Source organism: Janthinobacterium sp. SUN206 (assembly GCF_030587305.1).
GTDB lineage: Bacteria > Pseudomonadota > Gammaproteobacteria > Burkholderiales > Burkholderiaceae_D > Janthinobacterium > Janthinobacterium kumbetense.
The window spans coordinates 860,939-881,134 of the sequence record NZ_JAPWIB010000001.1 but is presented as its reverse complement, the minus strand read 5'-3'; the positions used below and the strand labels follow the sequence as shown (position 1 = coordinate 881,134).

General features: G+C 64.4%; 19 protein-coding genes. 11 read left to right on the top strand and 8 right to left on the bottom strand.

Annotated elements, in window-relative coordinates; translation table 11 throughout:
* Positions 1-28: 28 nt before the first annotated feature.
* Positions 29-556 carry an SRPBCC family protein gene (locus tag O3300_RS03810; protein ID WP_077404908.1) on the bottom strand — a complete coding sequence of 176 codons (528 nt, stop codon included), beginning with the start codon at positions 554-556 and terminating at the stop codon, positions 29-31.
* A gap of 227 nt (positions 557-783) precedes the next feature.
* Between O3300_RS03810 and O3300_RS03805 the strand changes: the two genes are divergently transcribed.
* On the top strand, positions 784-1,569 hold the full coding sequence (locus tag O3300_RS03805; protein ID WP_305052085.1) for a DNA/RNA non-specific endonuclease: 786 nt from the start codon (positions 784-786) through the stop codon (positions 1,567-1,569).
* A 20-nt stretch (positions 1,570-1,589) separates the two neighbouring features.
* Positions 1,590-1,844 (top strand): hypothetical protein, encoded by a 255-nt coding sequence (locus O3300_RS03800; RefSeq protein WP_077404902.1) that lies wholly within the window; start codon positions 1,590-1,592, stop codon positions 1,842-1,844.
* Positions 1,845-1,859: 15 nt separating this feature from the next.
* Here O3300_RS03800 and O3300_RS03795 read toward each other — a convergent pair whose 3' ends face one another.
* The 4 genes from O3300_RS03795 to O3300_RS03780 all read right to left on the bottom strand — a co-directional run bounded on the left by O3300_RS03795 (position 1,860) and on the right by O3300_RS03780 (position 9,501).
* Positions 1,860-4,211, bottom strand: a complete 2,352-nt coding sequence (locus O3300_RS03795; RefSeq protein WP_305052084.1) for a M28 family metallopeptidase — start codon at positions 4,209-4,211, stop codon at positions 1,860-1,862.
* Positions 4,212-4,381: 170 nt separating this feature from the next.
* On the bottom strand, positions 4,382-7,258 hold the full coding sequence (locus tag O3300_RS03790) for a pitrilysin family protein (RefSeq protein WP_305052083.1): 2,877 nt from the start codon (positions 7,256-7,258) through the stop codon (positions 4,382-4,384).
* Between the two features lie 249 nt (positions 7,259-7,507).
* The gene (locus O3300_RS03785; RefSeq protein ID WP_305052082.1) at positions 7,508-8,494 is read right to left on the bottom strand and encodes a diguanylate cyclase; all 987 of its coding nucleotides are present in this window, start codon (positions 8,492-8,494) and stop codon (positions 7,508-7,510) included.
* Positions 8,495-8,595: 101 nt separating this feature from the next.
* Positions 8,596-9,501 (bottom strand): sensor histidine kinase, encoded by a 906-nt coding sequence (locus tag O3300_RS03780; RefSeq protein ID WP_305052081.1) that lies wholly within the window; start codon positions 9,499-9,501, stop codon positions 8,596-8,598.
* A gap of 282 nt (positions 9,502-9,783) precedes the next feature.
* Between O3300_RS03780 and queE the strand changes: the two genes are divergently transcribed.
* From queE to O3300_RS03740, 8 genes are all read left to right on the top strand, one after another.
* The gene (gene queE, locus O3300_RS03775; protein WP_034785949.1) at positions 9,784-10,419 is read left to right on the top strand and encodes a 7-carboxy-7-deazaguanine synthase; all 636 of its coding nucleotides are present in this window, start codon (positions 9,784-9,786) and stop codon (positions 10,417-10,419) included.
* Positions 10,420-10,429: 10 nt separating this feature from the next.
* Positions 10,430-10,876 carry a 6-carboxytetrahydropterin synthase QueD gene (queD, locus tag O3300_RS03770; RefSeq protein WP_034755997.1) on the top strand — a complete coding sequence of 149 codons (447 nt, stop codon included), beginning with the start codon at positions 10,430-10,432 and terminating at the stop codon, positions 10,874-10,876.
* On the top strand, positions 10,869-11,378 hold the full coding sequence (gene tadA, locus O3300_RS03765; protein ID WP_305052080.1) for a tRNA adenosine(34) deaminase TadA: 510 nt from the start codon (positions 10,869-10,871) through the stop codon (positions 11,376-11,378). The genes queD and tadA overlap by 8 nt, the downstream gene beginning before the upstream one ends.
* A gap of 245 nt (positions 11,379-11,623) precedes the next feature.
* On the top strand, positions 11,624-13,987 hold the full coding sequence (locus O3300_RS03760) for a TonB-dependent hemoglobin/transferrin/lactoferrin family receptor (RefSeq protein WP_305052079.1): 2,364 nt from the start codon (positions 11,624-11,626) through the stop codon (positions 13,985-13,987).
* A gap of 61 nt (positions 13,988-14,048) precedes the next feature.
* Positions 14,049-15,203: a hemin-degrading factor gene (locus O3300_RS03755; protein WP_289914645.1), complete on the top strand. Its 1,155-nt coding sequence runs from the start codon at positions 14,049-14,051 to the stop codon at positions 15,201-15,203.
* 163 nt (positions 15,204-15,366) lie between these two features.
* Positions 15,367-16,284, top strand: coding sequence for an alpha/beta fold hydrolase (locus O3300_RS03750; protein WP_251348585.1), 918 nt, complete (start codon positions 15,367-15,369; stop codon positions 16,282-16,284).
* Between the two features lie 37 nt (positions 16,285-16,321).
* Positions 16,322-17,239, top strand: a complete 918-nt coding sequence (gene ldcA, locus O3300_RS03745; protein WP_305052078.1) for a muramoyltetrapeptide carboxypeptidase — start codon at positions 16,322-16,324, stop codon at positions 17,237-17,239.
* A 14-nt stretch (positions 17,240-17,253) separates the two neighbouring features.
* Positions 17,254-18,432: a DUF418 domain-containing protein gene (locus O3300_RS03740; RefSeq protein ID WP_305052077.1), complete on the top strand. Its 1,179-nt coding sequence runs from the start codon at positions 17,254-17,256 to the stop codon at positions 18,430-18,432.
* Here the strand turns inward: O3300_RS03740 and O3300_RS03735 are convergent.
* Positions 18,429-19,145, bottom strand: a complete 717-nt coding sequence (locus tag O3300_RS03735; RefSeq protein WP_305052076.1) for an SOS response-associated peptidase — start codon at positions 19,143-19,145, stop codon at positions 18,429-18,431. The genes O3300_RS03740 and O3300_RS03735 overlap by 4 nt on opposite strands.
* Positions 19,146-19,289: 144 nt before the next feature.
* Here O3300_RS03735 and O3300_RS03730 point away from each other — a divergent pair, with 144 nt between their 5' ends.
* Positions 19,290-19,511: a hypothetical protein gene (locus tag O3300_RS03730; protein ID WP_305052075.1), complete on the top strand. Its 222-nt coding sequence runs from the start codon at positions 19,290-19,292 to the stop codon at positions 19,509-19,511.
* Positions 19,512-19,524: 13 nt separating this feature from the next.
* On the opposite strand, the gene O3300_RS03725 is transcribed toward O3300_RS03730, so the two are convergent.
* Both O3300_RS03725 and O3300_RS03720 read right to left on the bottom strand, forming a co-directional pair.
* Positions 19,525-19,770 (bottom strand): hypothetical protein, encoded by a 246-nt coding sequence (locus O3300_RS03725; RefSeq protein ID WP_289914652.1) that lies wholly within the window; start codon positions 19,768-19,770, stop codon positions 19,525-19,527.
* 72 nt (positions 19,771-19,842) lie between these two features.
* Positions 19,843-20,160, bottom strand: a complete 318-nt coding sequence (locus O3300_RS03720) for a hypothetical protein (protein ID WP_289904860.1) — start codon at positions 20,158-20,160, stop codon at positions 19,843-19,845.
* Positions 20,161-20,196 lie beyond the last annotated feature (36 nt).

Sequence of the window (20,196 nt, the reverse complement as noted above, 5' to 3'; positions counted from 1 at the left end):
CCCTGTTTTTCATCGCGACGGGGAAGGCTTAGCGCTCCGCCGCCGCCTTCAGGTTGTTCAAGCCCTTCTCGAAATCCTTGCCGATCATGGTATCCATGCTGACGAAGACCGTCATGACCTTGCTCACGTAAGGGCTGGGACCCGTCATGGTCCAGTTCACCTTGGTGCTGTCGCCTTCTTGTGTCATGGCAAACGTGGTGGTGTTGTGGCTTTCGAACGGCTTGAGGAAGTCCAGCTTGATGACGGTGCGTTCGGGCTGGGCCGCTTCCGTGATTTCCATGCGGCCGGCGCCCACCTTGTCATTGCCCGTCCAGGCATATTGCGCGCCCAGGCCATTGGCGGGGCCCGTAAACGTGCGGCGCATGGCCGGATCGAGCTTTTCCCACGGCGACCAGGCGGCCCAGTAGTGGAAGTCCGTGATCAGGGCGGCGATTTTCTCGGGCGGTGCCTTGATGGTGATTTCGCGCTGGACACTGAAGGTGTCGGGTTTGGTGGTGGCATAGCCGAGGATGGCGGCGACGACGACAACGATCAGCAGCAGGGTTTTTTTGATCATATGCTCTCCAAATCTTGAATGGTCGATGCGAACGAATCAAGGCAATCTTAGCAGATATGAATGGCTGTGCGCGGCCTGTTGGCCTTTATTTGCGCCAGCTCTGCACAGGGCCGCCCGTACGCCCGCCTGCACGCCCGTTCGCCGCCGCGCACGCCAGGTTGGTGCGGGTTTGTGGCGAGGGCCGCCGTCCGCTAGAATGCTGGCCTGCAAAGATTTCAGAGGGAAATATGTTTCAACGATCGATCGCCGGGCTGACCCTGGTGTGCGGCTTGCTGGCTTCCGCCTTTGCCGCGAACCTGGCGCATGCCGATGCCTGTCCCGCCCACTACGTCGATGGCCGCAAGCCGGAAATCACCAACCCCAAGCTGGACGTGGCGACCAGGGAGCTGTGCTACAACGTGTTTGGCGTGATGCATTCGGGGATTACGCGCACGCCCCTGTGGTCGGCTGAACACTTGACGGCGAACAACCTCGAAGCGGCGCAGGACTTGTCGCGCGAAAATTCCTTCCACGCCGAACGCAAGCTGCCCGCCGCCCAGCGCGCCGAGCTGGCCGACTATGCGCGCAGCGGCTTCGACCGTGGCCACATGGCGCCCAACGGCGACATGCCGGACCGCCAGAGCCAGCGCGACAGCTTTACCCTGGCCAACATGGTGCCGCAGGATGCGCGCAACAACCGCTATGTGTGGGCCGGCATCGAGGGCGCCGTGCGCAAGATGGCGAAGAAAGAGGGCGACCTGTACGTGATCACGGGCCCGGCTTTCATTGGCGGCAACCTGCGCAAGGTGGGAAGAGTCATTGTGCCCAGCCATCTGTACAAGGCCGTGTACAGCCCGCGCCAGCGCGCCGGCGCCGCCTACTTCATTGAAAACATCGATACCAAGGCGTATGAAGTGCTGAGCATTGCGCAACTGGAAGACAGGATAGGCATCGATCTGTTACCGTCGCTGACGCGCCAGCAAAAGTTGCGCATGCTGAGTTTGCCCAAGATCAATAGCAAGTCGAAAAAATAATCCCTTTGAAAGGAAATCCCATGTGCGCAAAGAAATTCGTCCCGTACGCCAATGAAAGCGATGTGCTGGAGATCGGCAGCCTGAGCATCGAAAACAGGATCGACCGCATCAGCATCAGCGGCGACATCGACCTGACCCTGGACAAGCCGGGCCTGGCGCTGGCGAAACAGTTGCAAAAACTGCTGGGCGACGTGGTGGCGCAACTGGAAAAGCAGGACTTGCCCGACCAGCTGCCGCCGCCCGAAGTGACGTCGGTGGCCAATCCCTTCGAGTGATGCTGGCGGGGACGTCTACGGCGCCGCCTTGGCGGCGCGATAGTAGCCTTTCCTGTTGATCTCTTCCGGCGCGTTCGCCACTTCATACGCGGTCAAGGCGATGGCGATGGCCGAGTATTGCTGCGCCGCGCTGAAAGGCTGCACGTTGTCGTAGGTGTCGAGCACCGTGTGATGCACGCGCGCATAGTCGAAATCGCCGAGCACGGTAAATTTCGGCGTCGGCACGCCATGCAGGCTGAAGACGGCGTCATCGCTGCCTGCCCGTGCGCTCATCGCCTTGCTGGCGTCGCGCGGCACGTCATTGATGCTGCTGGCGAAGCCGAACACGGGGTGGATGTCTTGCAGGGCCAGCTCGACCCGGCCAAACACGCTCTTCCAGGCCGAGGGAATGGCGATGCCGTCGATGGCGCCGGGCCGCCCGTCGCGGTTGAGCATCATGACGATATGCTCCAATTGCCCCGCATGCCGCTCGGCGAACGCGAACGATCCCTTGCGGCCGATTTCCTCCGCGCCGAAGGCCACCAGCATGATGGTGCGGCGCGGTTTCGCCCCGGAGAGCGCCAAGAGGCGCATCGCTTCGAGCATCGTGGCCACGCCGCCGCCATTGTCGGCCGCGCCCGTGCCGCCGTCATAGCTGTCGAGGTGGGCGCCGATCAGCACGATTTCCTCCGGCTTTTGCGTGCCCGGAATGCGGGCGACGACGTTGTGATATGTCACCGGGCCAGGATAGAACCAGTTGCGGATGTCAAACTCCAGGGTGACGGCTTCGCCGCGCGCCAGGCGCTGGCGGATGTCGGCGTACTGAGGCGCGGCCAGCTTGATGTCGGGCAAGGTCGGCAGGGCCGCCCAGGTGGCGGGCGCGGCGCTGGCGGCATACAGCGGTTCTTCGCCGGACTGGATGGTGCCGAGGGCGCCCGCCTGCATCAGCACGCGGGTGATGGCCCTGGGCTGGTGGATGGTGCTGCCATCGCGCCCGCCGCCCCCGTTTTCACCGCCGATCAGCACCCATTTGCCCTTGAATTGCGCGGCGCGCGCCTGCGCCTCTTCCAGGGTGGCCGGTCCCATCATGGCCAGGCCCTGCTGTACGCCACGCGTGCCGGCCGAGTAGGCGGGCGTCGCCAGGCGCAGCGGCTGTTCCTCGGGCGCCAGCATCTTGCCCGACCACGGGCCGCGGTTGAAGCCGACGGGCACCTGGCCCGCTTCTTCCAGTTCCGCTTGCACGCCCCATTGCCGCAGTTGCAGGCGCGCCCATTGCGCCGCATGCGTGTAGGCGTCGCTGCCGGCCATGCGGCCGCCGAAGCGGTTGCTGAGGATGTCGAGCCAGTCCATCGCGTGCGGCTCGCCGGTGCCCAGCGCCACGATCCGGCGCGCCGTGGCGTCGCCGGACGGCGACGTGGCTGCTTCGATGCCGGCATTCCTGCCGGACAGCGTGGCGAGGAAGGCGGGCAGCCTGTCTTGCCGGCGCGCCGCCAGCGCCGCATCCAGCTTCGCGGAACGGTTCAGCTTATCCTGGCGCAACAGGGTTTCGTAGGCGCGCAGCACGCCCTGCATGCCCGCCAGGTCGCTGGCGCTCTGCTGCCCGGCCTGCTCCGGGTGTTCGATCTGGAAGGCCATCGCGCTGGCCAGGTATTGAAAGACCGTTGCCTCGCGGATGGCTGGCCGGCTGGCGATGGAGAGCCAGCTTTCCAGCGCGCTGGCCGGTAAGGTGAAGTCGGGAATCGCTTCTATCCATGCGCCCAGCCAGGCGCCGTCGCGCTGTTGTACGGCCAGGGGATCGCGCTGCGCCTCGTTCGCCATCTGCACCACGCGCGCGCGCTCGGCCGGCGTGGAAGGGCCGCGCGCGGCGCCGCTTGCCGCTGGCGGTGTGGCCGGCAGCGTGGGCGGCACGTAGCGTTCCTTGAGCCGCGTGCCGCTCACGGGCTTGGGTTCGTTCTCATCGGTTTCGACCAGGCGCTCGCCGCTCAGCACGTTGCCTTTGGCTTGCAGGGTCCAGCGTATCGTCACGTCGGTGCTGATCTCCTTGCCGTTGCGCCCCGTGCTGACGCGCTTGCCGCCATGCCGGAAGACGGCGCCGGCGGGGCCGGCCGTGCCGTTGACCGTGCGGCGCGGCGTGAGCTGGCCCCCTTCGTCGAGCCACGCGATCGTCGCGCGCAAGCCGCCTTGCTCTTCGCTGATGTCGAGGATGCCCGTGTCGATCAGGTCGACCTCGACGCCATTCGTCGTGGTCGTGCCCGTCGCCGTCTGGAATTGCCACTGTCCGGCGAGGGCCGGCGCTTGCGCGTACAGGGCGCCCGGCAGCGCGGCAGCGGCGAGGAAGCAGGTGGCGTAAAGGTGAGGATGGAACAGGTGCATGGTTGTCCTTGTCATGGTTTTCACTCGGGAAGAGTCGAAAAACAGTATGGGGAAAACCAGATTGCCAAGATGCTACTTTCCGACCAAGGCCGGGATTTGCGGAATGAAGGCGGGTTTGGCCGCGCCGAATGCCAGGCCAACCCCATCCGGCAAGCTGCACCGGACGAGGTTGATCTGGCACAAACTTACCTGGCGAAGGCCTGTGCCGCCGGCGTGACGGTGACGGCCGCCGGCTTGATGTCCAGCTTCATCGCGCCGATGACCTTGTCTTCATCGAGCAGCGCCTGCGGCTTGTTGCCGTCGTACTTGATGGGAGAGAACGCGTCGCTGACGAGCTTATCCTTCAAGCCGGCCGCATCCTTGGCAACGATCACCACGGACAGGTTCTTCGCCGACAGGTGCTGCTGGATGGCGCGGTTGACGTCGGCCAGCGTCAGTTTCGACAAGCCATCACGCATCAGCTTGGTAAATTCCGGCGTGCCATACCATTGCGAATCGAGCGCATAACCGAGTTGCTGGTCCTGCGTCGACGTCATGACGAAGACGTTCTTCATCAGGTAGTCGCGCGTGGTGGCGAAATCGTCCTGCGTCAAGCCGTTGTCGACCAGCTTGCCCAATTCCGTCAGTGCCACGCGCAGGGCGAAATGGGCGTTGTCCGGCGCCACGGGGCGGATCCAGATTTCGAACAGCTGCGCCTTGCGGCCCAGGTTCGGGTTCGGGAAGAACTGGTACATGCCGCGCGGGAAGGCTTCGATGTACGCGTAATCGCCATAGTTCATGCCGCGGATTTCGCGGATGCGCTGGTACAGGTAGGAATTCGAGGCGCGGTGCTCGCCCAGCCACGTCTTCGCCAGCCACAGGGCGGGGAAGTCCGGGTGCGTGCGCGTGACGTCCAGCGGCAAGCCGAAGGAAATGGCCGTGGCGCGCGTGTTTTTCTCGATGATTTCCACTTCCAGGCCCTGCGCCTTGCGGCCCGCGGGTTTCACGGTGGCTGGCAAGCCCGGGCCGGCCGGCAAGCTTGCCAGCGCCTGCGTCAGCGAGGCCGTCATGGCGTCCGACACGTCGCCGGAAATGCCGACCTTGACGGCGCCTTGCGCATACGCGCTCTTCCAGAACTGTTTCACGTCGTCCAGGGTGATGGCGTCGATGCCGGCGACCGTGCCCAGCACGGGGTGGCCGTACGGCGTGCCCGCATACACATTGGTTTGCAGGCGTTCCTTGGCGAATTCCTCTTCGTTATTGTCCTTCAGGTCCAGCAGCAGCGCGTTCTTTTGCGCATCCTTCAGGCGGCGGAAGTCGTCTTCGCGGAAACCGGGCGAGAGCAGCAGCGGCAGGGCGATGGCATTGAACTGGGTCCAGTTATCCCGGTGGATGGAACCCGTAAACGTCGTCATTTCCTTGTCCGTCTGCTGGCTGAAACTGCCGGCCAGCGGGAACAGGGCCTGGTTGACTTCGTCGATCTTGCGCTCGGACGAGCCGCCCGACGCCACCATGGACGCCGTCAGCGCGGCCAGGCCTTCCTTGCCTTGCGGGTCTTGCGCGGAACCTGCCATGAACAGCAGCTTATAACGGATTTGCGGCAGCGCCGACTTTTGCACCAGCACGTCGAACTTCGCGGTCGAGGCGGCCGGCAGCAGGCTGGCCAGCTTTGGCGTGGCGGCGATGGCGGCGGCCATCGGCTGGTGCGACAAGGTCGTCACCACCAGGCCCTCGTCCGTCAGGTATTTGCGCGCGGCCGCCTGCAGGTCGGCCGGCGTGAGCGTATCGATCAGGCGGTAGTACTGGTTGATGGTGGCATACGAGCGGTCGAAATGCACGAAGGAAGCCAGGGTGCCGGCGATCTGCTCCGTGTTGTCGAGCGAGCGGATCAAGCCGTATTTTTCCGCCGACTTGGCGTCCGCCAGGTCTTTGTCGCTGACGGGCGTGTCGCGCAGCTGCGCCACGGTGGCCAGGATGGCGTCGCGCACGTAAACGGCGTCGTCGATGTTTTTCACGCGCGCGCCCAGCACGGCCAGAGTCGGGTCGACCCGGTCCGGCGTCATGTCGAACAACTGGTCGACCTTTTGCTCGTTCTGCACCAGGCGTTTATACAGGGGCGAGGTGCGGCCGAACGACAGCGACAGCAGGGTGGCCAGCGCCGCCTGGTCCTTGTCCTTCGCGGAAAACGCGGGCGCGTGGAAGCCCACGGCCACCCACGGCAGGGTCGGCGTGGGCCAGGCCACATGCTTGTAGACGGGGCCGCGCGGCTTTGGTTCCACGGGCACGGCCGCCTGCTGCTTGCCGCGCTGCCAGCTGCTCCAGTATTTTTCCACCAGCGCGATCGCTTGCTGCGGTTCCACGTCGCCGGCGATGATGATGGTGGTGCGCTCGGGACGGTACCAGCGGTCGAAGAAGAGCTTCGAATACGCGTACTGGTTCGGCATGTCTTCGATGTCCTGAATGAAACCCATCGTCGTGTGCTTGTAGGTATGCGTCGTGTAGGCGCTGTCGCGCATCACTTCAAACAGTTTCGACACGGGATTGGCGCTGTTCTTGTTGTATTCGCCCAGCACGGCCCGCGATTCCGTCTTGAACGCGTCTTCCGCATAGTCGAGGTGCTGGAAGCGGTCCGCTTCCACCTTCAGCACGGTTTCCAGGTCTTGCTTGGCAAACGTCGTGTGGTAATTGGTCAAGTCGTCGCTCGTATACGCATTCTGGCGCGCGCCGGCGCGGGTGATGACTTCCTGGTATTTCTCTGGCGGATACGCCTTGGTGCCGCGGAACATCATGTGTTCGAAGAAGTGGGCGAAACCGGACTTGCCCGGCTCGACTTCGTTGCGCGAACCCGTCTGCACGGGAATCTGCAGCGAGACGAGGTTCGGGAAGCCGGTCGGCACGATGATGATTTTCAAGCCGTTGGGCAAGGTCTTTTCCGTCGCCTTGAATGGCAGCAGATCGGCCTTGCTGGCCGCGGCGCCATGGGCGGCGGCCGGTTTGACGGGCGCGGCGCCCAGGTTCGACGAGGCCATGGCCGACAAGGCCAGGGCGAAAGCGGGTAATAAAGCGGGCATGATTCTTGACACGAAGGCTCCTTCTTTTTTGGATGTTATGAAAGTGCAACGCCGCAGCATAGAATATTCACGCCGCCCTGCATAGGGGCTAAGAGTCGGGCCGCAGGATGCGCGCCGTCAAGTGGGCGAGGAAGTCGCGTTTGGTGGGCAGGAACATGCGGATGTGCACGACGTCGTGCACGGCGTCATGTCAATCCTGGTCGAGGCGGGACAGGGAGTCTTCTTCGGATACCACGTCGCCGCGTGCGATGTCCTGGCTGCCTACGTGAGCGTCGTTTCCGGCAGGCTGATGCGGTTGCGGCCCAGGTGCTTGGCGCGGTACAGGGCGCAGTCGGCCGTGTGGATCAGCTGTCCCAGTTCCGTGCCGGGGCCGGGCAGGGCCGTGGCGGCGCCGATGCTGACGGTGACGCAGGCGCCGTCGGGACGCTTGCGCGGCAGTCGCAGCCGTTCCACGCGCTGGCGGATGCGTTCGGCCACGATGGCCGCGCCCTTGAGCGACTGGTTCGGCAGGATGACGGCAAATTCTTCGCCGCCATAGCGGGCCACCAGGTCGTTCGTGCGCATTTCGCTGGCCACGGCGCCGGCCACCTTGCGCAGGCACAGGTCGCCGCCCTGGTGGCCGTGGCTGTCGTTGTATTCCTTGAAATTGTCGACGTCGACCATCAGCAGCGACAGGGCCTGGCCCTGCCGCTGGGCGCGCTGCCACTCGGCCAGGACGGTGTCGTCGAAGCAGCGCCGGTTTGCCAGGCCCGTCAGGCCGTCGCGCGTGGCCAGGCGTTCCAGTTCTACGTGCGCGCGTTTTTCATCCGTCATGTCGCGCAGGGTTTCGACGACGGCGATCAGCTCGTCGTGATTGCCATAGATGGGACTGGCATCGACGGCCAGGTAGCGCCGCCGCCCCGTGCGTGGCATGTCGCACCAGTTTTCCGCGCACAGATTGCCGCCCGTGCTGCTGCGGTACTGCTGCTGGGCGTGCAGCGCGCGCATGTCGCCGCCGCGCCCGGCCAGCAGCAGGTCGGCCAGGGTGGGGCGCTCGTCGTTGTAGAAGCAGCGGCCCGGCTCGCGCGTGCGCAGCACTTCGGCCGCCGGCACGCCCGTCAGCTGCTCGCAGGCGCGGTTCCAGATCATGACCTGGCCATGCACGTCGAGGACAAAGGTGGGCACCACCAGCAATTCCATCATCTTGACGGCGAAACCCTGGGCTGCATCGCAGGGCGATGCGCTGGCATGAGCATGGCTATCCGGCATGTAAGCATCCTTCTTGGGGTGAATGGGGCTGGCTCGTTGGCCATGATGCAGCGCAGCGGGGCGGAAGGTGTTGATATTGAGCAATATTTATGGCGCCACGATCAGTCATGCAGCAGGGGCGCCTCCTCGCAGGCGGCCAGCGGCAGGGACAGGCGCAAGGTGGTGCCGGCGCCGCTGCGGCTTTCGATGTGCAGGCTGCCGCCGGCGGCGGCCACGCGCTCATGCATGCCGGACAGGCCGCAACCGAGGCGCGGTGGCGAGCCAGACAGCCCGACGCCGTCGTCGCTGATGCGGCATGCCAGGGTGGCCCCCGCTTGCTGCAGGCTCAGCTGGACATGCGTGGCGCGCGCATGGCGGGCGATGTTCGCCAGCGCTTCCTGCAGCACGTGATACAGCAAAGGGCCGTGCGCGCTGCCGGCGGCGGCGTCGAGCCGGTAGTCGCAGCTGCAATCGATGCCCGTGGTGCGCTTGAAATCGGCCAGCAAGCCGTCGCACGCCGCTTGCAGGCCCGCGTCGAGGGCGGGCGGGCGCAGGTCGTGGATGACGCAGCGCAGCGCCGCGATGCTGAGGTCGATATTGCGCGCCATCATGTCCAGTTGGCGCGCCAGCAAGGGGGCGGCGTCATGCGTGCTGGTCTGCAGCATGGCCAGGTCGATTTTCAGGGTCAGCAGATGCTGGCCCAGGTCGTCGTGGATGTCGCGCCCGATGCGCAGGCGTTCCTGCGCGCGCGCCTTGTGCTGTTCGCCGGCCAGGCGCGCCTGTTCCGCCTCCGCGCGCAACTGCTCCAGTGCCTGCAGGCGCAGCGCCAGGCGGCGCTGGCGCCACAGCAGCAACGCCAGCGCGCCGAGCAGGACGGCACAGGCCAGCATCAAGGGGGAGGGCGTACCGGCCGGCTGCATCGGCCCGGCGGCATGGCCGGCGTGCAGGGCCGCGAGTGCGGCCGCCGCCAGGCAGGCCAGAATACTCAGGCGGTACGGCGGGCGTAGCCAGCGTTGCAGCATGTCCATGCTCCCTTAATGTTTTCCATCAGGCAATGTTCTTACAGAAAATATATTAACTTGGGATCATTTACATTGTCTAAACGCAAAAGCCGCGCAGTTATGCCTGCCCATGTCGATTTCCTGCCCCGGACGCCGCAGCGGCAGGCGGCGGGCACGGCATTTGCACGGGAAGTGTCGCGGCGGCATATAATAGAGGGTTGTCAATCGGCTTTTGCGGTAACGGCGCCGCGCGCCAGCCCCGATGCGTTCGCCCTGCGCGATGACGCCAGCCAGCTCTTAGGAAATACAGTGACTTATAGCATCAAAGAGATTTTTTATACCCTGCAGGGCGAAGGTGCGCACGCGGGCCGTCCGGCCGTGTTTTGCCGCTTTTCCGGCTGCAACCTGTGGACGGGCCGCGAAAGCGACCGCGCCACGGCCGTGTGCCAGTTCTGCGACACGGATTTCGTCGGCACGGACGGCGAACTGGGCGGCAAGTTCAAGACGCCGCAGGAATTGGCCGCGCTGATCGACAGCCTGTGGCCCGCCAGCTACGCGCCCAGCAAATACGTGGTGTTTACGGGCGGCGAACCGCTGCTGCAACTGGACACGGCCCTGATCGACGCCATGCACGCGGTCGGCTTTACCATCGCCATCGAAACCAATGGCACCTTGCCCGTGCCGGCCGGCGTGGACTGGATCTGCGTCAGCCCGAAGATGGGTTCCACCCTGGTGGTGCACAAAGGCAATGAAATCAAGGTGGTCATCCCCCAGTTCCAGCAAGACCTGGCCGCCTACGAACAACTGGACTTCGAGAACTTCTTCGTGCAGGCGATGGACGGCCCCCTGGCCGCGCACAACATGAAGCTGGCCATCGAAACATGCAAAAGCAACCCGAAGTGGAAGCTGAGCCTGCAAACCCATAAACTCCTGCAAATCCCTTAAAACAAATAATATGCTGACTATCACACGCAAGCTCGAATTCGACGCGGGCCACCGCATTCCCGACCACAAAAGCCAGTGCCGCAACCTGCACGGCCACCGCTACACGGTGGAAATCACCCTGGTCGGCAAGGTCATCGAAGCGGAAGGCAATTCCGACAATGGCATGATCATGGACTTTTCCGACGTGAAAACCCTGGCCAAGCAGCACCTGGTCGATGTGTGGGACCACGCCTTCCTCGTCTACGAAAAAGATACGGCCGTGCGCGACTTCCTGGCCAGCCTGCCCGACCATAAAACCGTCGTCATCGACCGCATCCCGACCGTGGAAAACCTGGCGCGCATCGCCTTCGACATCCTGAAAGCCGCATTTACCGATCATTTCGGCACGGGCTTGCACCTGCATAAGCTGGTGCTGCATGAAACGCCGAATTGCTGGGCAGAAGTGACCGATGACTGAAATGCACGCTAGCGCGCAGGACGCGCGCTACATGCAGCTGGCCCTGGAACAGGCCCAGCACGCATGGGACCTGGGCGAAGTGCCCGTCGGCGCCGTCGTCGTCAAGGATGGGGAAGTCATCGCCGTCGGCTACAACCAGCCCATCGGCCGCCACGACCCCACGGCGCATGCGGAAGTCATGGCCTTGCGCGCGGCCGCTGAAAAGCTGGGCAACTACCGCTTGCCCGGCTGCGAGCTGTACGTGACCCTGGAACCGTGCGTGATGTGCTCGGGCGCCATGCTGCATGCGCGCCTGGCGCGCGTCGTGTACGGCGCGGGCGACCCGAAGACGGGCGCCTGCGGTTCCGTGCTGAACCTGTTCGAGCAGCCGGCGCTGAACCACCAGACGGCCATCGCTGGCGGCGTGCTGGCCGACGAGTGCGGCGCTTTCCTCAAGCGCTTCTTTGCCGAGCGCCGCCGCGCGCAGGCGGAAGCGCGCAAGCTGGCCCATCCTCCGGCCTGATTTCGTCCCAGACAGGGCAGGGCCGCCATGGCCTTGTCCCGCGCGTCAGCCATGCCAGCCACCCCGGCTGGCATTTTTTATAACTGTTGCGAAATAACATCTGTCTAGACCACTTTGCCATTCTCAAATGAGAATGATTCGTGTTACAGTATTGTTTTCGCCAGCAAACTTTCCTTATGCATCGTTAACACTTTCGTTATCGATCCGGGTTCAAGAGCCAGCCTTTACTCTTCCACCGGATCATCATGAATACTGTGCCTACGCAGCGCCTCGCTGCACCCGTCGTATCCCCAGCTCACCTGCCTGTCCGCCGCCATAACCTGGTGCTGCGCGCCGCCTTGCTGGGCCTGTTCGCCGCGCCGCTGCTGCCCGTGGCCGCGCAAAACGCCGCCGTCAATGCAGGCACGGCCGCGCAGGAACCGGCCAAGCTGCCTGTCTTCCCGGAAATCGTCGTGAACGCCAAACAGGATTACGAGCGCCGCGCGGGCACCAAGACGGTGATCCGCAGCGACGACCTGGAGCGCCGCAACGTGACGGACATGGCCGGCGTGGTGCGCTATCAGCCGCTGATCAGCACGTCAATGGCGGCCTCGGGCGGCGGCGGCATGTGGGATGGCGCGGGCAATACCGGTTACAACATCCGCGGCCTGGAAGGCAACCGGGTCAGCCTGGAACTCGACGGCATTTCCCTGCCCGACGCGGCACCCAAGCCGGACAGCAGTAACATGAACGCCTTCGGCATGGGCCGCGATTATTTTGATCCGGAAACTTTCCGCGAAGTGCGCATCGATTCGGGCACGACGGCCGTCAGCGGCGCCAATCCCGGCCTGGGCGGCGGCGTGGCCTTCATCACCAAGTCGCCCGAAGATTACCTGGGCGAAGGGGTGGACCATTATGTGGCGTATAAATACGGCCGCGCCACGGTGGACCGCAGCAATGCGCACACCCTGACGGGCGCTGCCAAGATCGGCGCCAGTCTGCAAGGCCTGGCCGTGTACGTACACCGCGATGGCGAACAGCTGGACAGCCGTGGCAGCGCCACCGTCAACCCGGACGACTGGCATTCGAACGCCTTGCTGTCGAAGCTCGTGTGGGCCTTGCCGGGCGAACAAAAGCTGGACTTGACGGTCGACATGTTCGAACGCAAGAACAAGCGCGACCTCAACAATAAAGTCAGCGCCATGTACCCGGATGGCGTGCAGCAGGATTCCACCACCAAGCGCACCCGCGTCAGCCTGGGCCACGAGGTGGTGCTGAAGGATTTCGCCCTGTTCGACCGCCTGACCTCGAAAGTCTATCTGCAGAATGCGAAGATCGAGGACAAGAGCAAGGGCCGCTATGTCTACCGCGGCAACTTCCAGCGTGCCATCGACACCAGCTTCAAGAATGACAGCATCGGCCTGAGCTCGGAAGCGTTCAAGCAGCTCAACGCGGACAACGCGCTGCTGTACGGCGTGCAGCTGGAACAGGCCAAATCGCGCCGCCCCTGGATGGAAGACCGCACCCTCATCGCCACGGGCGAGCACCAGATCACGCGCAAGAACCGCATGGCCGACATGGATGTCACCAAGCTGGCCCTGTATGTGCGCGACGACCTCAGTTTTGACCTGGGCGGCAAGAAAGCCGTGCTGACGCCGGGCCTGCGTGCCGACTACCGCAAACTGGAGCCGAAAAACCTGCAGAACTACCTGATCGGCGTGCCGAATGCGGCCAAGGAAGTGCGCAAGGAGAGCGATTCCTACTTCACGCCGAGCCTGAGCCTGTCCGTGGAAGTGCTGCCGCAAATGCAAGCCTACGCCACGTTCACGCGCGGCACGCGCCTGCCGACGGCGATCGAACGCACGGGTACCTATGATTCCATCAGCTATACGGGCACGGGTAATGGCTATGCCGTGCTGGGCAATCCGAATCTGGGCAAGGAAACCAGCAAGGCATATGAACTGGGGCTCAAAGGCGACGTGACCAGGGGCTTGAGCATGCAGGCGTCCGTCTACCAGACGGAGTACAAGAACATGATCGAGTACGTGGCGCAAGAGCTGGATCCGGTGAATTACCCGACCCTCACCCTGGGCTTGTTCCGTCCGGAAAACATTGGCAATGCGCGCACCTGGGGCGCCGAGCTGAGCCTGCGCGCGGAGCTGGGAACCTGGTTGCCGGCCATGCAGGGCTACCGCGTCGACCTGGCCACGGGCGTGGCCAAGGGCCGCTCCTTCAATACCCTGACGGGCGAGAGCGGCGGCCTGGCCTCGGTGGCGCCGGCCAAGACGGCGCTGACCTTCGGCTATGACCATACGAACAAGTTGTTCGGCCTGGAACTGACGGCGCTGCATGCCGGCGAGAAACAGGCGCCGAACGATTTGCTGATGGGCGGGACCGCGCCGCTCTTCAAGGTGCCGTCGTACACCATCTTCGACGTGTCGACCTACTGGAACGTGCACAAGAACGCCAAGATCATCGTCGGCGTGTACAACTTGACGGATCGCAAGTACTGGGATTACGCCGCCGCGCGCAGCCTGGCCTCCGGCACCACGGCTGCCAGCCGCCTGGAGATCGAGCGCTACGCCAAGCCGGGCCGCAACGTCGCCGCCAGCCTCAGCGTCAACTATTGATTTTTACCGGGGAGGGGTGCTTGCCCCTCTTTTTTTCCATGTTTGATTGAATGGTCTCTCTATGAAGTTATCCAAACTCGTTCTATCCCTGCTAGGCAGCCTGCTGATCGCAAACGCATACGCGGCCCCAGCCACTTTGGCGGAACGCTGGTCCACCTTGCGCACGGAGCAGCCGAAGCTGCAGATCCGCGACGCGGCGCGCGCGCTGGGTGTATCCGAAGCGCAATTGCTGGCAACCAACATCGGCAAGGGTGTCACGCGCCTGCAGGCCGACGGCAACCAGCCGCGCGAAATCATGCGCGCCGCGCTGGACCTGGGCATCGTGCAAGCGATCACGCGCAATGAAAACGGCGTCATCGAAACGACGGGCGTCGCCAGCAAATTCAAGCAGGCGGGCGACAAGTCCGAGCAGGCCGACGCCAAGGACCCGGAAACGGAAGCGCGCCAGCGCAATATCGCGGGCGGCTACCTGGGCGGCCAGATCGACCTGCGTTTCCACTTTGAAAACTGGAAATACGCATTTGCGGTAGAACAAGCAGGCCGCGATGGCAAGCCGACGCGCAGCCTGCAATTTTTTGACGCCAACGGCACGGCCGTGCACAAGATCTACCTGCGCAACGAGCCGGGCGTGGCCGTCTACGATAAATTGGTGGCGACCTTCCGCATGCCCCAGCAAAGCGCGGAGCTGAACGTGCTGGCCGTGGCGCCGAAAGCGGCGGAAAAGCCGGATGCCGAGATCGACGTCAAGGAATTCCAGCTGGCCTGGAAAGACATGACGGACGTGCACCAGTTTGCGCAAATCATGCGCGAATTCCACCTGTCGCGCGAACAGGCCCTGCGCCTGGCGCCGGCCGGCGTGGTCGAGCGCGTGACGCCAGCGGCGCTGCGCACCCTGCTGGAAAACGCGGCCAAGGACAAGGTCGCCATCATGGTGTTCCTGGGCAATGAAGGCTTGACGCAGATCTACAGCGGCAAGATCGAGAAAACCATGGCCGCCGGCGGCTTCTTCAACGTGCTGGACCCGGACTTCAACCTGCACATCCGCGACACGGCCCTGCGCAGCGGCTGGATCGTCAAGCGCGGCGGCGTCACTTCCGTCGAGTTCTTCGACAACGACGGCACGCAAGTGGTCTCCTTCTTCGGCGTGCGCGAGCGCGGCAAACCGCAGCCGCAAAGCTGGGTGGACCTGGCCGATTCCTTGCCTAAGGCCAAGTAAGCAGTAGCGATGATTCTGCACGGTTGCCGCGCGCCGTACCGGCGCGGCAACACTTCAGCTTGTGTACCGCGTGCCGGTCTCATGTCTGAAGCACAATAGTGGTATGCTGATTGCAAGGCCGCAGCGATCGTGCCTGCGTGCTGGTTCCTGAAGAGAGGCAATCATGGCAACCATCATGGCGAACGGCCTCAACATAGCTTATGAGAGCCACGGCAACCCCGATGACCCGTGCGTGCTGCTGGTCATGGGCCTGGGCATGCAACTGATTGCCTGGCCGGCGGACTTCGTCGAAGGCATCGTCGAGCAAGGCTACCGGGTGGTGCGTTTCGACAACCGCGACAGCGGCCTGTCGAGCAAGATGGCGCTGGCGGGCAAGCCGTATCTGCCGCTGGCCTACGTGAAAAACCTGCTGGGCTGGCCCCTCAAGACTTCCTACACCCTCGATGACATGGCGGACGATGCGCTGGGCTTGCTGGCGTCCCTGCGGATTGCCCAGGCGCACGTGATCGGCGTGTCGATGGGCGGCATGATCGCACAAGTGATGGCGGCGCGCGCGCCGCTGCAGGTGCTCAGCCTGACGTCCATCATGTCGAGCAGCGGCCGGCGCGGCTTGCCCGGCCCCACGCGGGCCGCGCGCAATGCGCTGCTGCAACGTCCGAAACGCAACGCCAGCCGCGCCGAACTGATGGCGCACATGGCCGCCACCGTGCGCGTGATCGGCAGTCCCGCCTATCCCGTGTCGGAAAAACTGCTGTACCAGCGCATCGAAGCGGCGCTGCAGCGGGGCAGTTGCCCCGAAGGCGTGGCGCGGCAAATGGTGGCGATTGCCGCCTCGGGCGAGCGCACGGCCTTGCTGCCAAGCATCAGTTGTCCGGCGCTGGTGATCCATGGCGCGGCCGACCCCTTGATCCCCGTCGCCTGCGGCATCGATACGGCGGCGCTGATCCCCGGCGCCCGGCTGGAAGTGATCGAAGGCATGGGGCACGACATGCCGCCCCAGCTGATCGAGCGCCTGCTCGCCTTGATCGATGTGCATCTGCAAGGTAAGATGGCGCCCCAGATGCGCTCCCAGCCAGCTTGAGCCAGGCGCGCCCACCACTTGACTAGCCAGGCATATTTTGAAGACACCTGAGATTGGCATCGCCATCGTCGCGCCGGGCGGTTGTGCGCCCGACGAGGCGGCTTTGGCGCGCGGCATCGCCCGCTTGCAGGCGCAAGGCGCCACCGTCCACAATTACTACGACCCCGACCACACATTCCAGCGCTTCGGCGGCACGGATGCGGGCCGCCTGGCGCAGCTGAACGCGGCGGCCGCCGACCCAGACGTGCAGGTGGTGATCGCCTTGCGCGGCAGCTACGGCATCAGCCGCATCCTGCCCGACATCGATTTCGACCGCATGGCCGACAGCGGCAAGCTGTTTGTCGGCTACAGCGACTTCACGGCCTTCCACATGGGATTGCTGGCAAAAACGGGCCGCGCCAGCTTTGCCGGCCCCATGATCTGCGACGATTTCATCCGCGACGAACCCGAGCAATTTACGCTGGATCAACTGTGGTCGTGCCTGGCCGGTCCCACGCACACGGTCACGGGCGCGGCGGCGGGCAATCCGCAGGTCGAGCTGAGCGGGCAACTGTGGGGCGGCAACCTGGCCATGCTGGTTCACTTGCTGGGCACGCCGTATTTCCCCCAGATCGATGGCGGCATCCTGTTCCTGGAAGACGTCAACGAACACCCGTACCGGGTCGAACGCATGCTGCTGCAACTGCTGCACGCGGGCGTGATCCAGCGCCAGCAAGCGGTCGTGCTCGGTGACTTTTCCGGCTATAAACTGAGCCCCATGGACAAGGGCTACGATGTCGACGCCATGCTGGCTTATGTGCGCGAGCGCCTGCCCGTGCCCGTGTTGACGGGACTGGAATTCGGCCACATCCGCCGCCGCGTCACCTTGCCGTTCGGCGGCCAGGCGCGGCTGCAATCGGATGCGTCCGGTTTCAGCCTGCAGGTGGGCGATTACCCGACTCTGGCGCGCCCCTGAACGTCCTGAACTCCGTGGGCGCCAAGCCTGGCAGGTTGCTGCAGCTCGATGTGCTGCGCGGCATCGCCGTGTTTGGCATCTTGCTGGTGAATATATGGTCGTTCGCCTGGGGCAGCCTGTCCTTGCGCTACGGCACCTTGCCGGCGCAGCCGCCCGTGCTCGACCAGCTCGTCATTTTTGGCGTGGCGGCGCTGGCGCAATTCAAGTTTTACCCCATCTTCGCCTTTCTGTTCGGCGCCGGTTTTGCCTTGCAGACACGTTCTCTGCGGCGCCAGCTGGGTAGCTGGGAAGTGGCGCAAGCGGCTTACCGGCGCCGTTTGCGCTGGCTGCTCGTGTTCGGCCTGCTGCACGGCTTCTGCATCTGGAGCGGCGACGTGCTGACCTCGTATGCCGTCGCCGGCATGCTGGTCCTGCCCCTGCTGTCCGCCAGGCTCAGCCGCGTGCGCAACCGCGCCTGGCTGGTGGCGGCCGGTTTTCTATTATTCATGTGCCTGTTGATTCCTGTGGGCCAGCAGGGCGGCGCGCCGGACATCGCGCGCGACCTGCAAGCCTTTGCGGAGCGCTACGCGGTCTATACGCAGGGCGGCGCATGGGCCGTCGCCAGGCTGCGCGCCAACGATTTCCTCGTGTCCTTGCTGTACTCGGCCGTCATGCTGCCGCATATCATCGTGCTGTTCTTGCTGGGCATCTTGTCCGTGCGGTTCGGCTGGCTGACGCAGCCGCAGCGCCACCAGCGCCTGTGGCGCAGGGTGCGTGCCGTGGGCCTGGGCGCGGGCTTGCCGTTCAACCTGCTGGCGGCGGGGGCCGTCGCGTGGCAGGTGGCCGATCCGTATCAAACCGTGTTTGACACGGCCCTGTTCGAAGTGGGCCTGTTCGCCGGCGGCCCCGTGCTGGCGGCCGGCTATGTGGCCGCGCTGATGCTGGCCGGCCCCTTCATGCTGCGCTGGCTCGGTGCATGGCTGGCGCCCGTGGGACGCATGGCGCTGAGCAATTATCTGCTGCAATCGCTGATCGGCACCTGGCTGCTGCAGGGGCCGGGCCTGGGCTGGGGCGCAACACTGCGTCCCGCCGAGATGCTGGGCCTGGCGGTCGTGATGATGGCGGGGCAGGTGCTGCTGAGCCGTTACTGGCTGCGCCATTTCAGGCAAGGTCCCATGGAAGCGCTGTGGCGCCGCCTGGCGCACCTGCCTTAATCCGTACCCCAGTCGAAGGCACTTTGCGCCGCGGCCGGTGGCGGCGCCTTGGCCTTGGCGGACGGTACCAGCGGATTGTCGACGGCATGCCATTCGAACAAGTCCACGTCGAGCATGCAGGTGCGCGCCAGGTGCAGCGCTTGCTCGGGCGTCAGGGCGGGGTCCAGCCAGCGGTGCGCGTCTTCCCGGTTGACGGCTACGGGGCGGCGGTCGTGGATATCGACCATGCCGCCCATGCTGTCGGCCGTCACCAGCACGAAGCCCGCTTCTTCCCGATTGACCTTGTAGGGACCGAACTGGGCCAGCGCCAGCAGGAACAGGGGCGCGCGGTCCTTGCGGTGGATGTGCCACGGCTGCTTGCCGCCTTTCTCGCCCGTCCATTCATACCAGCCGGAAACGCAGACGATGCCGCGCCCCGCGCGCAGCAAGGGTTTCCAGTAGGCGCCGGCGAGCTTTTCCAGGCGGGCATTGATGGCGATGGGGATTTTTTTCTTGCCGGGAGCGGGCACGGCCGCGGCGGCCCAGGCGGGCCGGTAGCCCCAGAAGACATCGTCGACCCGGTGCACGCCATCCTGGATGTGCAGGATGGGCCGGTAGGTGCCGGGCGAGACGTTCAGGTGCGCTTCCGCCTCGCTGTCGAACACCGCGTCGGTCCAGCCGAAGGATGACGCCAGCACGCGCGCCGTGTCATTTTGATCGAATCGTCCACACATGGGGAAATCATACCCGATCGCCTGCCGGCGCGAGCGCGGCGCGCGCCCTTTTCGTGAGTGTGGTCAAACGTACAGACGTGGGCGGCCGCAAGGCGCACAGTGGAAGCCAGTCAGATCCCTGACGCTTCTTGCATCGGAGGAATTATGCCTTTTGAAAATCCCACCATCCACAAGGGTTTTACCATCAGCGCCACGGCCAGCCAGCGCCGCGATGGCCGCTGGGTCGGCTCGTATGTCAGCCAGAACCAGGCGTGCGGCGCGTATGCGGATACCTGCGATTACGACGATTGCAGCAATGAAAAAGAGGCGCAGCAACTGGCGCTGTCCGTCGGCTGGCGCCTGGCCGATGGCGCGCCGGCACGCTGAGACCGCTTGCGGGTCAGTGTTTTCGCCGCAGGGCCAGCAGCAAGCCGGCCACGGGGAACAGCAGGGCGGTACCCAGCCGGACGGAGGTCAAAGAAGCGGCTTCCACGCCCACCACATGGGGCAAGGCCAGCAGCAACAGGGGCGTGGGCACGGCGATGGCGAAGAAAAACAGGTACCACGAATAGCCATTCTTCTTGGCCAGCAAGGCAATCAGGGCGCAGCCGACGAGGAAGACCAGCGGCAAGTTCACATATTCCATGGTTTTGCGTTTTCATCCGGGAAAGCGCGTCATTATACGCGCGCCCGGGTGGGCCGGACGGGCTTGCCGGCGTCAGTTGCCGACGAAATCCGGCGGTTGCGGCGCCTGCGTACCGGCCTGCGTGTCCGCGAGCGGCGCCTCGGCCGGCAGCAGCGCCTTGATGGCGCCGTTATAGATGAGTTCCTGGGCGTACGCCGAGGCCTCGATCAAGGCCGCATGCACGGATTTGAAACTGCTCGGCGTTTCAATCAGCACGGGCTTGGCATACGCCTGCAAGGTATCGCCGCGTTTGCTGATCAAGATCATGCCCCGGTAGCGCCCATCCTTCTCCAGCGCCCCCGTCACATGAAATTCATAACCCCTGATCTGGTGTTTTTGTTCCTGATCCATGTCTCCCGCCTCCAGACCTGATTGTCGTGGCCCAGA

What these genes read in the sequence shown, in the direction of transcription:
- O3300_RS03810 (WP_077404908.1), bottom strand. Translation starts at nt 556, where the DNA reads ATGATCAAAAAAACCCTGCTGCTGATCGTTGTCGTCGTCGCCGCCATC.
- O3300_RS03805 (WP_305052085.1), top strand. Translation starts at nt 784, where the DNA reads ATGTTTCAACGATCGATCGCCGGGCTGACCCTGGTGTGCGGCTTGCTG.
- O3300_RS03800 (WP_077404902.1), top strand. Translation starts at nt 1,590, where the DNA reads ATGTGCGCAAAGAAATTCGTCCCGTACGCCAATGAAAGCGATGTGCTG.
- O3300_RS03795 (WP_305052084.1), bottom strand. Translation starts at nt 4,211, where the DNA reads ATGACAAGGACAACCATGCACCTGTTCCATCCTCACCTTTACGCCACC.
- O3300_RS03785 (WP_305052082.1), bottom strand. Translation starts at nt 8,494, where the DNA reads ATGCCGGATAGCCATGCTCATGCCAGCGCATCGCCCTGCGATGCAGCC.
- O3300_RS03780 (WP_305052081.1), bottom strand. Translation starts at nt 9,501, where the DNA reads ATGGACATGCTGCAACGCTGGCTACGCCCGCCGTACCGCCTGAGTATT.
- queD (WP_034755997.1), top strand. Translation starts at nt 10,430, where the DNA reads ATGCTGACTATCACACGCAAGCTCGAATTCGACGCGGGCCACCGCATT.
- tadA (WP_305052080.1), top strand. Translation starts at nt 10,869, where the DNA reads ATGACTGAAATGCACGCTAGCGCGCAGGACGCGCGCTACATGCAGCTG.
- O3300_RS03760 (WP_305052079.1), top strand. Translation starts at nt 11,624, where the DNA reads ATGAATACTGTGCCTACGCAGCGCCTCGCTGCACCCGTCGTATCCCCA.
- O3300_RS03755 (WP_289914645.1), top strand. Translation starts at nt 14,049, where the DNA reads ATGAAGTTATCCAAACTCGTTCTATCCCTGCTAGGCAGCCTGCTGATC.
- O3300_RS03750 (WP_251348585.1), top strand. Translation starts at nt 15,367, where the DNA reads ATGGCAACCATCATGGCGAACGGCCTCAACATAGCTTATGAGAGCCAC.
- O3300_RS03735 (WP_305052076.1), bottom strand. Translation starts at nt 19,145, where the DNA reads ATGTGTGGACGATTCGATCAAAATGACACGGCGCGCGTGCTGGCGTCA.
- O3300_RS03730 (WP_305052075.1), top strand. Translation starts at nt 19,290, where the DNA reads ATGCCTTTTGAAAATCCCACCATCCACAAGGGTTTTACCATCAGCGCC.
- O3300_RS03725 (WP_289914652.1), bottom strand. Translation starts at nt 19,770, where the DNA reads ATGGAATATGTGAACTTGCCGCTGGTCTTCCTCGTCGGCTGCGCCCTG.
- O3300_RS03720 (WP_289904860.1), bottom strand. Translation starts at nt 20,160, where the DNA reads ATGGATCAGGAACAAAAACACCAGATCAGGGGTTATGAATTTCATGTG.